The sequence below is a fragment of the Stenotrophomonas tumulicola genome, assembly GCF_014117215.1.
Lineage (GTDB): Bacteria > Pseudomonadota > Gammaproteobacteria > Xanthomonadales > Xanthomonadaceae > Stenotrophomonas > Stenotrophomonas tumulicola.
The window spans coordinates 534816-550509 of sequence record NZ_JACGXS010000001.1 but is presented as its reverse complement, the minus strand read 5'-3'; the positions used below and the strand labels follow the sequence as shown (position 1 = coordinate 550509).

The 15694-nt window shown below is 67.1% G+C and carries 10 protein-coding genes; 5 read left to right on the top strand and 5 right to left on the bottom strand.

Features of this window, described 5'->3' with window-relative positions:
* Positions 1-13: 13 nt before the first annotated feature.
* The 4 genes from hutH (at position 14) to H4O11_RS02580 (ending at position 6583) form a co-directional block, all read left to right on the top strand.
* Entirely contained in the window at positions 14-1567 is a 1554-nt protein-coding gene (hutH, locus tag H4O11_RS02595) for a histidine ammonia-lyase (RefSeq protein WP_182337865.1), read from the top strand.
* Complete coding sequence (hutG, locus tag H4O11_RS02590) at positions 1564-2418, top strand: N-formylglutamate deformylase (protein WP_182337864.1); 855 nt, start codon at positions 1564-1566, stop codon at positions 2416-2418. Before hutH ends, hutG begins: the two co-directional genes overlap by 4 nt.
* Complete coding sequence (hutU, locus tag H4O11_RS02585) at positions 2415-4085, top strand: urocanate hydratase (protein WP_182337863.1); 1671 nt, start codon at positions 2415-2417, stop codon at positions 4083-4085. Before hutG ends, hutU begins: the two co-directional genes overlap by 4 nt.
* Positions 4086-4471: 386 nt before the next feature.
* Complete coding sequence (locus H4O11_RS02580) at positions 4472-6583, top strand: TonB-dependent receptor family protein (RefSeq protein WP_182337862.1); 2112 nt, start codon at positions 4472-4474, stop codon at positions 6581-6583.
* A gap of 9 nt (positions 6584-6592) precedes the next feature.
* On the opposite strand, the gene H4O11_RS02575 is transcribed toward H4O11_RS02580, so the two are convergent.
* The 5 genes from H4O11_RS02575 to H4O11_RS02555 all read right to left on the bottom strand — a co-directional run bounded on the left by H4O11_RS02575 (position 6593) and on the right by H4O11_RS02555 (position 13253).
* Positions 6593-6937, bottom strand: a complete 345-nt coding sequence (locus H4O11_RS02575; protein ID WP_182337861.1) for a hypothetical protein — start codon at positions 6935-6937, stop codon at positions 6593-6595.
* The gene (locus H4O11_RS02570) at positions 6934-7440 is read right to left on the bottom strand and encodes a GNAT family N-acetyltransferase (RefSeq protein WP_182337860.1); all 507 of its coding nucleotides are present in this window, start codon (positions 7438-7440) and stop codon (positions 6934-6936) included. The genes H4O11_RS02575 and H4O11_RS02570 overlap by 4 nt, the downstream gene beginning before the upstream one ends.
* A gap of 41 nt (positions 7441-7481) precedes the next feature.
* The gene (locus H4O11_RS02565) at positions 7482-8282 is read right to left on the bottom strand and encodes an SGNH/GDSL hydrolase family protein (RefSeq protein WP_182337859.1); all 801 of its coding nucleotides are present in this window, start codon (positions 8280-8282) and stop codon (positions 7482-7484) included.
* 36 nt (positions 8283-8318) lie between these two features.
* Positions 8319-10706 carry a GH92 family glycosyl hydrolase gene (locus H4O11_RS02560; protein ID WP_246333218.1) on the bottom strand — a complete coding sequence of 796 codons (2388 nt, stop codon included), beginning with the start codon at positions 10704-10706 and terminating at the stop codon, positions 8319-8321.
* 78 nt (positions 10707-10784) lie between these two features.
* Positions 10785-13253, bottom strand: coding sequence for a S9 family peptidase (locus H4O11_RS02555; RefSeq protein WP_182337857.1), 2469 nt, complete (start codon positions 13251-13253; stop codon positions 10785-10787).
* 225 nt (positions 13254-13478) lie between these two features.
* Between H4O11_RS02555 and H4O11_RS02550 the strand changes: the two genes are divergently transcribed.
* Positions 13479-15641, top strand: a complete 2163-nt coding sequence (locus H4O11_RS02550) for an AsmA family protein (RefSeq protein WP_182337856.1) — start codon at positions 13479-13481, stop codon at positions 15639-15641.
* The last annotated feature ends 53 nt before the right edge of the window (positions 15642-15694 follow it).

Sequence of the window (15694 nt, the reverse complement as noted above, 5' to 3'; positions counted from 1 at the left end):
GGAGCGCGCTTCAATGCAACATGACGTAAGCAATACCCTGGTTCTTCGCCCCGGCCACGTTGCGCTGGCGCAGTGGCGACAGCTGTACCGCGGCGCGCGCGTCGTACTGGATGCCGCCGCGCTGCCCGCCATCCGGGCCAGCGCCGCGACGGTGGATGCCATCGTCGCCAAGGGTGCGCCGGTGTACGGCATCAACACCGGCTTCGGCAAGCTGGCCAGCGTGCGTATCGAGCGCGAAGACCTGGCCACGCTGCAGCGGAACATCGTGCTGTCGCATGCCGCCGGCGTGGGCGAACCGATGCCGGCACCGGTGGTGCGCCTGATGATGGCGCTGAAGCTGGCCAGCCTGGCGCAGGGCGCATCCGGAGTACGCGTGGAGACCGTGCAGCTGCTGGAAGCGATGCTGCAACAGGACGTGGTGCCGGTGGTGCCGGCGCAGGGTTCGGTGGGCGCTTCCGGCGACCTGGCCCCGCTCTCGCACCTGGCCAGCGTGATGATCGGCGTCGGCGAAGCATTCGTGGGCGGCGTGCGCCTGGCAGCGGCCGACGCGCTGGCCCAGGCCGGGCTGCAGCCCTTGCAGCTGGGCGCCAAGGAAGGACTAGCGCTGCTCAATGGCACCCAGTTCTCCACCGCCTACGCCTTGGCCGGCCTGTTCGAGATCGAGATCGTGTTCCAGGCCGCACTGGTCACCGGCGCGCTGTCAGTGGAAGCGGCCAAAGGCTCGGATACGCCGTTCGATCCACGCATCCATGCCGTCCGTGGCCAACACGGGCAGATCGCCACCGCGGCCGCGCTGCGCACGCTGATGCAGGGATCAGCGATCCGCGAATCGCACCGCGACAATGATGTGCGCGTGCAGGATCCGTACTGCCTGCGTTGCCAGCCACAGGTAATGGGCGCAGCGCTGGACATCATCCGCCAGGCCGCGACCACGCTGGAAATCGAGGCCAACGGCGTGTCCGACAATCCGCTGGTGTTCACCGATACCGGTGAAGCGCTCAGCGGCGGCAATTTCCATGCCGAACCGGTCGCTTTCGCCGCCGACATGCTGGCCATGGCGATCTGCGAGATCGGGTCGATCAGCGAACGCCGCACCGCGATGCTGGTAGACCCGGCACTGTCCGGCCTGCCTGCGTTCCTGACCCCGCGGCCCGGCCTCAATTCCGGCTTCATGATCCCGCAGGTCACTGCCGCCGCATTGGTTTCGGAAAACAAGCAGCGCGCCTACCCGGCCAGCGTGGATTCGATTCCCACCTCGGCCAACCAGGAAGACCACGTGTCGATGGCGGCGCACGGCGCACGCCGCCTGCTGCAGATGGCCGAGAACGCTGCCAACGTGGTCGGCATCGAACTGCTGGCTGCTGCCCAGGGCTGCGATTTCCACGCGCCGCTGCGCTCCAGCGAGGTACTGGAGACGGTGCGCGGACTGCTGCGCGCGCAGGTGCCGACGCTGCAGGATGACCGCTACTTCCACCCGGACATGGTGGCGGCGACCGACCTGGTACGCAGCGGCGCATTGGCCGCCGGACTGGCCGACGTGCTGCCCGACGTGGAGCCCCGCGCATGAACCTGCATCCTGGATGGCTGGAGATACACGAAGGCGAAGCACCACTGGTGATCAGCTTCCCGCACACCGGCACGGACCTTCCCGAAGACCTTGCCGATCAGTTCGTGTCGCCCTGGCTGGCGCGGCGTGACGCGGACTGGTGGGTGCATGAGCTGTACGCATTCGCGCGCGGCCTGGGCGCCACCACCGTGCGGACGGCGATCTCGCGTTCGGTGATCGATGTCAATCGCGATCCCAGCGGCGTTTCACTGTATCCCGGGCAGAACACCACCGGCCTGTGCCCACTGACCAGCTTCGACAACCAGCCGCTGTACCGCGACGGCATGGCGCCGGATGCAGCGGAAATCGAGCGTCGCCGTGCCCGGTATTTCGATCCTTACCACATGGCGTTGGCGGCGCAGATCCAGCGTCTTCGCGAACGGCATGGCACCGTAGTGGTCTACGACGCGCATTCGATCCGCTCGCAGATCCCGCACCTGTTCGACGGGCAGTTGCCACAGTTCAACCTCGGTACTGCCGGTCCATCCGGCGCGGTGGACACATCGTGCGACAACACCCTGGCCGACGTGGTGGAAAACCTGTGCCGGCTGAGCGGCATGAGCCACGTGCGCAATGGCCGCTTCAAGGGCGGCTGGATCACGCGCCACTACAGCGATGTTCCCGCTGGCGTGCACAGCCTGCAGATGGAACTGGCCTGCCGCGGCTACATGCACGAACCCGCGCCCGACCAGGTGGATGTGCACAGCTGGCCCACCCCGCTGGATGATGACCACGCCGCACCGCTGCGCCGCACCTTGGCGCAGGTGCTCAACGCCTGCCTTGAATTCGCCTCGAACCGGAGCGCCGCATGACCCGCAACGACCCGTCCCGCACCATCATCGCGCCCACCGGCACCACGCTGAATGCAAAAAGCTGGCTGACCGAAGCGCCGCTGCGCATGCTGATGAACAACCTGCACCCGGACGTGGCCGAGCGCCCACAGGAACTGGTGGTGTACGGCGGCATCGGACGTGCCGCGCGCGACTGGGAGAGCTTCGATGCCATCGTGGAGACACTGAAGCGCCTGGACGACGACCAGACCCTGCTGGTGCAGTCCGGCAAACCGGTGGGCGTGTTCCGCACCCATGCCGATGCGCCGCGCGTGCTGATCGCCAACTCCAACCTGGTGCCGCGCTGGGCCAACTGGGACCACTTCAACGAGCTGGATAAGAAGGGCCTGGCCATGTATGGCCAGATGACCGCCGGCAGCTGGATCTATATCGGCGCGCAGGGCATCGTGCAGGGCACGTATGAGACGTTCGTGGAAATGGGCCGCCAGCACTACAACGGCAGCCTGGCCGGGAAGTGGCTGTTCACCGGTGGGCTGGGCGGCATGGGCGGCGCGCAGCCGCTGGCCGCGGTGATGGCCGGCGCGTCGTGCCTGGCGGTGGAATGCCGCAGGAGCAGCATCGAGATGCGCCTGCGTACCGGCTACCTGGACACCTGGACCGACAACCTGGATGAAGCGCTGCGCTTGATCGAGGAATCCTGCACGGCGAAGAAGCCGCGGTCGGTCGGCCTGCTCGGCAATGTCGCCGACGTGCTGGACGAACTGCTGATCCGCGGCGTGAAGCCGGACCTGCTGACCGACCAGACCTCCGCACACGACCCGGTCAACGGCTACCTGCCGCAGGACTGGACGGTGGAAGAATGGGACGAAAAGCGCGTGTCGGCGCCCAAGGAAGTGGAGAAGGCCGCGCGTGCGTCGATGGCCAACCACATCCGCGCCATGCTCGGCTTCCACTCACTGGGCGTGCCGACCGTGGACTACGGCAACAACCTGCGGCAGATGGCGCTGGAAGAAGGTGTCGAGGACGCGTTCGATTTCCCGGGCTTCGTGCCGGCCTACATCCGCCCGCTGTTCTGCCGTGGCATCGGCCCGTTCCGCTGGGCGGCGCTGAGCGGCGACCCGGAAGACATCGCCAAGACCGATGCCAAGGTCAAGGAACTGATCCCGGACAACCCGCACCTGCACCGCTGGCTGGACATGGCCGCCGAGAAGATCAAGTTCCAGGGCCTGCCGGCCCGCATCTGCTGGGTTGGCCTGGGCGATCGCGATCGCCTGGGACTGGCCTTCAACGAGATGGTCGCCAACGGTGAACTGAAGGCGCCGGTGGTGATCGGGCGCGACCACCTGGACAGCGGCAGCGTGGCATCGCCCAACCGCGAGACCGAAGCGATGGCCGATGGTTCCGATGCCGTGTCCGACTGGCCGCTGTTGAACGCCTTGTTGAACACGGCCAGCGGCGCGACCTGGGTGTCGCTGCACCACGGCGGCGGCGTAGGCATGGGCTTTTCGCAGCACGCCGGCATGGTGATCGTCTGCGATGGCACCGAAGCGGCCGCCAAGCGGATTGGTCGCGTGTTGTGGAACGACCCCGCCACCGGCGTGATGCGGCATGCCGACGCCGGCTACGAGATCGCGCTGGACTGCGCGAAGGAAAAAGGCCTGGACCTGCCCGGCATCCTGGGCAGCTGACCGTAGCGCCGAGCCATGCTCGGCGGTTTTCCGCGGCGCTGCGCGCCGGTGACGGGCATGGCTCGTCACTACCATGGTCGGTCGCTTTCCCTGCGCGGCGCTGCGCGCCGATGACGGGCATGGCCCGTCACTACCTTGGTGGGTCGCTTTCCCTGCGCGACGCTGCGCGCCGGTGACGGGCATGGCCCGTCACTACCCATGCACCTTTTTGTAGCGCCGAGCCATGCTCGGCGGCCTTTGGCGCGCCGCCCGCCGAGCACGGCTCGGCGCTACGGGACAAGGGGCTCGACAGAATCCGGCCGTCCTGTTAACTTTTGCCGCCTCATCGCGGTTTACAGGCTTCCAGCCCAGCCCGCGATTCCACTCCGCTGCTGGTTTCCCTGCTTATGACATCTGCTGTTCCCCGCACCTGCGCGCTCACCGTCGCCGTACTGACCGCGCTCACCGCCCTGCCCGCCTTGGCCGACACCGCTGCCCAGCCCACCACCCTGGACCGCGTCGATGTCACCGCCGCCGATTCCACCGACGCCGCGCGCAAGGCGCTGTCCCGCGTTCCCGGCGCGGGCAACGTGATCGACCTGGCCGCGGTGTCGCAGGGACGCGTTGGCAGTACCGCCGACGTACTGGCCTACCAGCCCGGCATCAGTGCACAGTCGCCCGGCAACGAAGGCACCAAGGTGTCCATCCGCGGTTCGGGCATCAATCGCGGGCCCGGTGCCCACGCATCGGGGATCTCGGTATCGCTGGATGGCCTGCCGCTCACCGGTGCCGGCGGCACGCCCTACGAACTGCTGGAGCCGCTGTGGCTGTCGCGCGTTGAAGTACTGCGCGGCGCCAATGGCTTCGAGCGCGGTGCGCTGGCGCTGGGCGGAGCGATCAACTACGTCAGCCGCAACGGCCGCGACGCACCGGGCATGGAACTGCACTACGAAGCCGGCAGCCATGGTTACCAGAAGCGCAGCATCGGTTATGGCGGCGTACAGGACACGCTGGATTACTACTTCGCCTACACCGACACCGAGTTCGACGGTTACCAGAAGCACGCCTCCGGCGACGGCAAGGGTGCGATGGCCAACATCGGCTGGCAGATCACCCCGGACCTGCAGACGCGCTTCTTCCTGCGCTACCGCGAGACAAACCACGAAACGCCCGGGCGCCTGACCCGCGACCAGGTCCGCAATGATCCGCGCGCGGCCAACCCGGCCAACCTGGCCATCGATGCGAAGCGGCCACAGCCGGGCAGCATCTGGATCGGCAACATGACCACGCTGCAGCTGGACGAGGATTCCTCGTTGCAGGCCGGGCTGGTTTACCACAAGTACCCGATGGACTTGAACGAGAGCCTGTACCGGCAGAAGCTGGACTATGCCGATCTGAACGCCACGCTGGACTACCGCCGCCGGCATGCGTTGTTCGGCCATGACAGCGTGACCACGATCGGCCTGCGTATCGCCCACGGCCTGGATGCGGATGTGCGCGAAACCCTGCGCTTTGCCAGCAACGGCTACGCCGCCGGCACCCATACCCGCGACTTCTCGCATCTGGGCACCATCAGCACGCTGCACGTCGGCAACGAGCTCTCGCTCACCGACGCACTGCACGTACAGACCGGTTTCGCCGTGGTGCAGACCCGCAGCGACGTGCAGGTGACATGGCCACGGACCGACCAGCGCTTGAACCAGCGCGACTGGGACTACGCACCGCGGCTGGGCTTTACCTGGCAGGCCTCGCCGCAGACGCAATGGTTCGGCAACCTCAGCCGTTCGGTGGAACCGGCGCATCCATGGTCGATGATCTGGGGCTCCAACCAGTACTTCGGTGCTGGCTACGGCCCATCCACCGGCCGCCAGCGCGCGCCGGTCGAACTGGACAACCAGACCGCGACGACACTGGAACTGGGCGCACGCGGTGAAGCCCGCATCGGACGCTGGGAACTGACCGGCTATTACGCCCACGTCAACCACGAGCTGTTGAGCGTGGAAGTCATGCCGGTCCCGAACCTGTTCATTGCCGAGAACAACGCCAGCCCCACCGTCCATCGCGGCGTGGAAGCCGGACTGGACAGCACGCTGTGGCAGGGCGGCAGCAGCCGGGTGTCGTTGCGCCAGGCGTATACCTTCAGCGACTTCCGCTACCGCCACGACGAGCGCTTCGGCGACAACCGCCTGCCGGGCCTGCCGAAGCACTTCTACCAGGCCGAGCTGCGCTACGACCACGGCTCAGGCTTCTATGCGGCGTTGAACACCGAATATGCCTCGAAGATGTTCGTGGATTATGCCAACAGCTTCAGCGCCGACAGCCATGTGATATTCGGCAGCCGGCTGGGCTTCGATGCGCCCAGTGGCCGCTGGCAGGGATGGCTGGAACTGCGCAACCTCGGCGACCGCCACTATGCCGCGACGGTGACGCCAGGCTACGACGACGGTGGGAACGACGTGGCGCGCTCCACGCCCGGCGAAGGGTTCGGCGTGTATGCGGGCGCACGGTTGCGCTTCTGACAACCGGGGTCAGGTTCCGTCTTCGGAAGGATCCGGCCCCGCCTGCAGCGTGGCGAACCACTCCGCATAGGGGCTGTTCCTGGCCAGGTACCGGTTGAAGTCCTTGGCGCCATCACTCCACCAGGCTGGACCGCGTTCGCCCAGCGCGGTCTTCGCCACATCCACGGCGGCACGGGCAGCAGCAAGCTGCCCGGCATCCTTCGCGCCGTTGGCCGCCTTCACCGCACGCCGCGCGTCCATCAGCTGCCTGACCAGCAAGGCATGCGTGGCTGCATCCAGGTTGGGATTGGCGGCACGCCACAGCCGGCCGCGCACGATGATGTAACGTCCATCCGGCGTGGTAAGCGTGCTCACTGCCCTGCTTCAAACGCTGCGTCGTAAGCAACATCGGCGTGCGGCACGCCGCCACCGAAAGACAACGCCATGAAATACCCGGCAGGTACGCCGGGCAGCACCAGTTGCGGGTAGGCGGCAAAGCCGAAACGGGTGTAATACGCCGGGTCGCCGAGCAGCACGCAGCCGGCCGCGCCGGATTCGCGCAGGCGCTGCAGCGCGGCCCGCATCAACCGCGAACCGACACCCTGCGCTTGCCGATCCGGCTGCACCGAGATCGGCCCCAGTCCCTGCCAGCCGCTTTCGCCGCTGGACAACGTGACCGGCGACAACGCGACATGGCCGATGACCTGTCCGTCGTCGACGGCAACCAGCGAATGGGCCAGCTTGCCGGCATCGCGCAGCGCATCGACGATGAACTGCTCTGTATGGCTGGTATGCGGCGCATCACGGAACGCCGCTTCGGTGAGTGCGGCAATTGCGCTGACGTCGCCGGGACGTTCTTCGCGGATTTCGATGGTCATTCTGCAAGGCCTCGCAGGGGTGTACCGTTCACCGAATGGCTTCAACGGCGCGTCGCAGGCGCGGTCAACGCCGCATCGATGGCTGCCTGGGCCAGTGGCGCCATGCGTGCGTAGCCGGCAGCGGTCGGGTGCACACCGTCCTCGGCCAATGCCTTGTCCAGCCCACCATCCGCATTGGACAACGGCGCGTGGTAATCCAGGTACACCAAAGCCTGCCGTGCCGCATAGCCCTTCAATGCGGCATTCAACGCACGTATCTTGCCTGCAGGATGCACACCCGGCTGCCATGGGTAGTCGCTGACCGGCAGCACCGAAGAAAGCACGACCTTGATGCCATGGGCCTGCGCCAGCTCCACCATGGAGTGCAGGTTGTCCTCGATCATCCGCTGCGTGGCCGGTCCGGTATTGCCGGCGATGTCGTTGGTCCCGGCCAGTACCACCACCACGGTCGGCTCCAGCGCAACCACGTCCTGGCGGAAGCGCAGCAGCATCTGGGCGGTGGTCTGCCCGGAAATTCCACGGTTGAGGTAGCCCTTGCCGGGGAAGAACGTGTCGCTGCCGGTGGCCCCCCATCCTTCGGTGATGGAATCACCGAAGAACACCACGCGCGGCTGTCCGGCAACGGCGGCAGGCAACGCCGCGTTCTCGCCGCGGTAACGTTGCAGCTGCGCGAAATCCGCCAGGCGCTGCTGCATGAACCTGACCTCATCGGCCTTTACTTCGGCGACCGGCCTGGACAGCAGCGGATTCACTGCAGGGTCCTCGCTGGCACCTGCGCAGGCAGCGGAAACAGCAAGGACGACGGCTGCTGCCGCTGCCACGGGAAGGGAAAGACGGGACATGCGGCTCCTCCAACGGTTGCACGGATCGGTTCCAGCCTAGCGCGGACCATGCGACGGCGGTACCTCGCTGCTGCCCCAGCGCTCGTTCTTCTGCGCACCCAGGTCGAATTCCAGCACGCCACCACGCTGCACGAAGCTGGCCGGCAGCCAGCTGCGCTCGCTCGGCCTGCCATCCACGCTCAACGCCTGTACGTACGGCGCGTCCATCGCCGCGCCGCGCGCCTTGATGGTGATCGTGGCGCCCGGGCGCTGGATCACTGCTTCGGGAAACAGCGGGCTGCCGATCACCAGCTCGGCCCTGCCCGGATACACCGGATACAGCCCCAATGCCGACCACACATACCAGGACGACATCTGCCCGAGGTCATCGTTGCCGGGCATGCCTTCAGGCGCGTTGGTCCAGATCTGGCGCATCGCCTGGCGCACGGTTTCCTGGGTCTTCCATGGCTGGCCGAGGAAGTTGTACAGCCATGGCGCGGCAATGGACGGTTCGTTGTCCAGCTCGGCATGCAACGGCCCGGACTTGGTCACCGCCCAGCTGCCATCCGGCTTGCGGAAGAACGCATCAAGGCGCTGCACGGTCGCCTCGCGTCCACCCAGCACCTCGACCAGGCCAGCGGGATCGAACGGCACCATCCACAGGTACTGGGCGCCACTGCCCTCGACGAACTCCTCGTCCGACGCCGGATCGAATGCCGGCCAGCTGCCGTCGGCATTGCGTGGCTGGATGTATCCGCCCTGCGCGGTGGCATCGGGATTGAACAGGTTGCGCCACCAGCCCGAGCGCTCGCGGAACAGCGATGCGCCTTCGCGATCACCGGCCGCCATGGCCAGCTCGGCGAGGCCGAAGTCGGCGGCGGCCATCTCCAACGTGTCCGAGGCCATGCCCCACCCCGGTGCACCCACCGGCATGTATTTCAGCTTCATCCATTGGTCCAGGCCAGGACGCTGGCCCACGCACAGCACCGGACAGCCGCGCCGGCCCAGGTCGTGCACGGTCGGCACGGTGGCCGCCTGCTTCAACGAGGCGTAGGCACGCTTGAGGTCGAACGCGCGGCCGCCGAAGGCATGGATGGCGGCCACCGAAGGGGGCGACGGATCGCCGTTCATCACCCCGGTCGCGCCGCTGAGATGGGTCCAGCGATCCCACACGCCACCGTTCTGGTCGGCCTGGTTGAGCAGTGACTGGGCGATGTCCGAGCCGACGTCCGGCTTGAGCAGCGTCACCAGTTGCAGCTGCGAGCGGTACACATCCCAGCCGGAATAGTTCGCGTACTGCGCGCCCTGCCCCTTCGCCACCGTGTGCACCTTGCCGTCCATGCCACGGTAGCGTCCGTCACCGTCACTGAACAGGTTTGGCGCCAGCAGTGCGTGGTACAGCGCGGTATAGAACACGGTGCGCTCATCGGCCGAACCACCGCCGATGCGTACCTGGCCAAGCGTCCGGTTCCAGTGCGCGCGGGTGGCGGCCTGCACCGTTTCCAGCGGGGTGCCGGCCGGGTTCTCGCGGCGCAGGTTGGCGCGTGCACCGGCTTCGTCGACGTAGGAAATACCGATCCGTGCGGTCACCACCGGACTGCGCGTGGCATCGAAGCTGATCCAGCCACCGGCGCCCTTGCCGGCTGGGGGATGCCCCTTGCTACCGTAGGTGGTGCCACCGCCGCCCTCGCGTGCGCCGGCCTGCAGCGTTTCGTCCTGCCAGGTACCACCGACCTCGAACGGCTGGTCGAACTCGGCCACGAAATGCAGGGTGTAGTAGCTCTCGCGCCGGTCCTCGGCCAGGTAACCACAGAAGTTGCCACTGGTCACCGAACCGCGCACGGTGCGTGTCGCCGGATCGATCACGATGCGCGAATCGCTGCTGCCCACTTCACTGTCGGAAGTGCGGAACAACAGGTTGGCCGGCTTGTCGGCCGGGAAACTGAAACGGCCGGTCGCCGTGCGGGCAGTGGCGCCGAGCCCGACCGCAACGCCATTGTCCAGGGTTACTTCGTACGAACCCGGACGTGCCATCTCCTTGCCATGGTCGAGCAGGCTGGCATAGCGCATGCCCGCGTCGACCGATGATGGCGACAGTTCCACCGGCAACGTGACCGGCATGATCGGGATATCGCCACTTGCACCAGTGCAGCCGGTGCCATTGACGTGGGTCAGGCTGAAACCCCGCACGCCATTGGAGCGCCATTCGTAACCACCCGGGGCGGCAATCGGAAAGCGCTTGCCCGGCAGCGGTGTCATTTCGGGGCTGAACGCCACCATCCCGAACGGCACCGAAGGGCCGGGATAGACGTTGCCGGCATTGGTGGTGCCAATGAAGGGATTGACCTCTGCAGCCAGGTCGGCCGGCAGCGGCGTGGCGCCAAGCAACGACACCGGCGCAGCAGCCAGCACGGCAGAGACCAGGACCCGAAACGAACGCGACATCATTCACTCCCATGTGGTGGGCGCACGGCGGCGCCCCAGGTGATCAAGGTAGTACGGCACGGCCGGCGGCGGCGAAGGTCATTTCGCCGGGCTGTTCTTTACATAGGTATCGAACCAGTTGAGCATTTCGTACACCAGCTGCTGGTTGGATTCCAACGCGGTGTACCAGTGCGGCTCGTTCGGAAGCATCACCAGCCGGGTAATGCCGCCATTGCCACGGATGGCCTGGTACAGCTTGCGCGACTGGAACGGTTCGGTACCCGGGTTGGCATCATCCTCGCCGTGGACCAGCAGCAGCGGCAGCTTGATCTTGTCGGCGTAGAAGAACGGAGACGCCTTCAGGTACACATCCTGCGCCTGCCATACCGAACGACGCTCGTTCTGGAAGCCGAAGGGCGTGAACGTCTTGTTGTACGAACCGCTGGTCGCCACGCCGGCCTTGAACAGGTCGGTATGCGCGATCAGGTTGGCGGTCATCAGGCCGCCATGGCTGTGGCCGGTGACGCCGATGCGGTTGCGGTCCACCACGCCCAGTTCCACGGCCTTGTCCACCGCTGCCCGGGCATCGGCTTCCAGCTGCTCAAGGTAGGTGTCATACGCGGTCTTGGGATCGCCGACGATAGGGAACGACGCGTTGTCGATGATCGCGTAGCCAGCCAGCAGCATCAGCCGATACGGCGCCAGGCGGGTAAAAGTCTGTTGCGAACCGGACACCTGCCCGGCCTGTTCCGCATTGGCGAAGTCCGCCGGATAGGCGTACAGGATGGCAGGCACGCGCTCGCCTTCCTGGTAACCCGGCGGCGTATACAGGGTGAAGGACAGGTCCACGCCGTCGGCGCGTTTGTAGGTGACCAGCCGCTTCTTGATCTGCCTCACCTCAGGCGTGGGGTCGGCCAGCGTGGTCAGCGCCGTGGCGGTCGAAGCGAACTGTGCTTCGCCCTCTTTCACACCAGCCAGCGGCTGGCCCTGCCCGCGCACGAACGCATTGGGCGGGTCCATCACCGACTGGTGCCAGGTCAGGTAGCGGCCGGGGCTGCTGGTGAAACCGAGGAACTGTTCGTAGGCATCGGCATCACTGCGGAACAGGCGTTCGGTCTTCAACGTGTCCAGGTCCAGGCGGTCCAGGAACGGACGATCGCCCTGCGGCGAAGCGCCCTGCCCGCGCAGGAACACGAACTGCCCCTCCTGCCGCACCACCGACGCGCCGTTGGGCAGGCGCCTGAACACCAGGTTGCCCGGATCGCCATACAGTTCGTCGCTGGACAGGTCCCACAACAACCGGCCTTCCTTCCCGGGCTGGTCCACATCGACGATGCGGGTCTGTATCCAGTGACGGTTCTCATCGTTCTCGAACAGGAACGACACCGACGGCTGTGCGCTCCAGGCGATGCCCTCGAAGCGCTGCGCGGTACGCGCGATCTCACTCGGCTTGCCGGTGAACGGTGCCTTGAGCATCAGCACGCGATCGCGATGCGGCACGCTGACTTTCCAGTCGCCCTTGTCCAGCGCCTCGGCGTAGACCAGCGTGGCCGGATCGGTAGCGCGCCAATCGAAGTCACGCGCCCCTTCGGGTACGCCGTGCACCGGCACACGGTCGGCCAACGGCAGGCTGGCGATGGTCGCGCTGCGGCCATTGGCCAGGTCCAGCACCGCCACCTCGTGGGCGAAGCGTTGGTAGGTCACCGCGTGCGAGAACGGTGGCCTGATGGTTTCGGTGAGCACGTGCACGCCATCGGGGGCGGCGTCGATGCCGTTGTACAGGCCTGGCTGGCCCACCGGCCGCGTGCTGCCGCTGCTGGCATCGACCACGGCCAGCTGGGACTGGCCGTAGTACGCGAACAGCGCCTCATCATGCGTGCTGGCCAGCGTGTCGCGCGCCTCGTAGGTGCTGCTCTCGCCGCTGCTGCCGAGCGATTCCTGCGCATCCGGACCGGTCGGCACGCCGCCATTGGAAGGTGCCGGGCCCTGGTCGGCTGGCACCAGCTTCACCAGCAACTGCTGCGTGCCGCCGAGCCATTGCACGGTATCGCCGAAGATGGGATTCAACTGCACGTCGGGGACCTGCCTGACCTGGCCGCTGGCCGCGTCGCCCACCCACAGCTGCACCGCGCTTTCCACCGCGTTCTGGAACACGAAACGCTGGCCATCGGCCGACCATTGCGCCTGGCCAGCGCATCCCTGCGGCAAGGGCACCTTGGTCTGCTTGCCGCTGGCGACATCGACGAGGGTGAAATCCGCCACGCAGGCCGGGATGCCGTAGCCCCCCGGGGTGTCGTGGCGGCTGCGGTTGCCGGGCTCCAGGCGCACGCCGGCCAGCTTCAGGTAGGGCTGTGCGACGCGGGTGATGGACGGATAGGTCTGCGCCGTGGTCAGCAACAGGCGCTGGCCGCTGGGGTCCACGCTGGGCAGCGGCGGTGGCGGGGCTTTCAATACCTTGAGCAGGTGTTCGGGCGGCCTGCTGTAGTCGGCGAACGCCGACGGGACGACCAGCAGGCCAAGTGCAGCAACGGCCACGGCCGATGCCAGAGCGGTATGACGGACAAGCATGCTGATCCCCTTGCGATGGTGGTTGCCGACGCACGATGGCTGCGTGGCCTGCAGGGGAACATAGCACTGCCCGTGCAGATGAAAACGGGCCGGAAGGGCCAGTCACCGGATCCGGCACATCGTGGCGCATTCCCTGCGTGCCCGAATCCGCCACTGCCGCCCCTTCACGCCATGGCGCCGCGCACCTGTCGATAGTGGTGCCATCCCTCCGCCATCCGCCCTGCCATGTCCCTGATCCGCGAGCGCATGCAGCGCTGGCCACGCCCGCTGCGCACCACCCTCGCGGTCCTGCTGGCGCTGTACCTGGTGTACCTGATCGCCGGCAACGTGTTCCTCAACACCCCGTTGTTCGACGCACTCACCAACCGCAAGCCGGAGAAGTACTGGCTGCAGACCGGACCGGCGTTGACCGTGGTCCCCGGGCATGCCGTGCTGTGGAACGTGCGCATGCGTGGGCAAGCCAACCGCACCGCCTACGTGCTGAGCGCCAAACGTGCCAGCGCGCGCATTTCCGTGTGGGCACTGTTCCGCCGCGAAGTGCGCATTCCCCGCGTGGATGCCAGCGAGGTGCGCGCGGTGGTCACGCGCGCGGACAAGGCCATCGCGCCGCCGCCGCGCAGTGACGACGGCTGGACCCTGCGACTCGATGCGATCCATAGCGACAGCATCCGCAGCGGGCAGTTCGGCGGCCTGTTGATCACTGGCAATGGACGCGGGACGGCCGGTTTCCTCAAGCAGATGCGCGGCGGCCCATCGGAGCTGTTCGATTCCAACGCCACCTTCGAACAGGCAAGCGTCAGCGTCGATGGCCTGACCCTGCTCGATGAAGCGAGCATCTCCGCCCACGCACGCTACCCCCGCCATTACCGCGACCAGGCACCGGGCCTGCGCAAGTTCGGCATCCTTTCCGCAGGATTGAAGATCGATGCGCGCAGCCAGGCGATCACCGTCGACACCGGCGGCGCGCAGGTGAAAGTCGGCGCGGTTCCGTCCACCGCCCGATTGTCCGCAGACCTTGCCATGGACCACGGCGAGCTGCGCCGGGGCAGCCACCTGGTGTGGCGGATGCCGGTGCATGCGGGGGTCGGGGCGACCGATCGCGGCCTGCTCGCGCTGCAGCTGGACGTGGCCGAGGCTGTGCGGGTGCAGGCACGGCTGCCACGCGACCCGGCCACCGGCAGCGAACTGCAGGCAGACCTGCAGGTCGCCGGCCGCGAGATCCCCTTCCACGCGATGTCGGACCTGCTGCCACGCCTGTCAGGCCAGCTGCGCGGCAGCTGGAAGTTCGAATCGCTCAACTGGATTTCCGATCTGTTCGTGCGCAAGCCATGGTTCCACCTGGACGGCGGTGGCCTGCTGCGCGCCGACCTGGAGCTTGCAGCGGGGCAGCTCGCACCGGGCAGCACGCTGGAGATCCCGCAGGTAACGGCCGTGGCCGAGGTCGCCGGCATACAGATGCGTGGCGCCGCCCATGCACAGGGGAGCATCGTCGCCGGCAAGCCGGACCAGGCGCGCCTGCAGGTGGCCATCCCACGCTTCAGCGCCGCTCCGCTCCAGGCACCGGGCCAGGTGCTGTTCGAAGGTAATGCGATGACGCTCGATCTTGCCGGCGACGCGCGCCTGGAAAAGCTGAAGGAAGGAGCCCGTGCACACCTGCGCTTCAACGATGCCCGGGTGCCCGACCTGGCCCGCTACAACCGCTACCTGCGCGATGAACCGCTGCAACTGCTCGGTGGCAGCGGCCTGCTCAGTGGCGATGTCGAGCTGGACGCCACCGGCCGGGTCGGCACCGGCCATGCGGACCTGCGTGGCCAGCAGGCACGGCTGCAGCTGGCGGGCATAGCGATGCGCGGCAACGCGCGCCTGCAGGCGCGACTGCGCCGGGCCGACTTCGACAGCAGGCAATTCGATCTGGACGGCACCACGCTGCGCCTGCAGGACGTGCGCATCGGCGATGGCACCGACAGCAACTGGTGGGGCGAGGTGGCGATACGCAAGGGGCACCTTGGCGCGGCCGCGCCGTGGCAGGCAGAGGCGGTGGCAGGGCTGGAACTGCGCGATGCGGGCCCGTTGCTGGACGTCTTCGGCGAACGCAGCGCGTACCCACGCTGGGTGCTGGGACTGGTTGACTCCGGGCAGGTACAGGCTACCGGCCAGTTGCGCTGGCGACAGGGCCAGTTGCTGGTGGATGACCTGCACGCAGAGAACGATCGTCTTTCGTTACGTGGCCGCCTGGACCTTGGAAAATCCGGCAAGCGGGGTGACCTGTACCTGCGCTGGGGAATGCTGGGCGCAGGCATCGAACTGGACGGCCAGCAGCGGCAATGGCATCTGGCCGGTGCGCGGGAATGGTACGACAAGCAGCCGCGGCTGCTGCCGCCAAAGTAAAGCTGCATGGGGCCAGGTCCTCCGCTCGAGGAAGGAACCTGGCCCCGATGGAC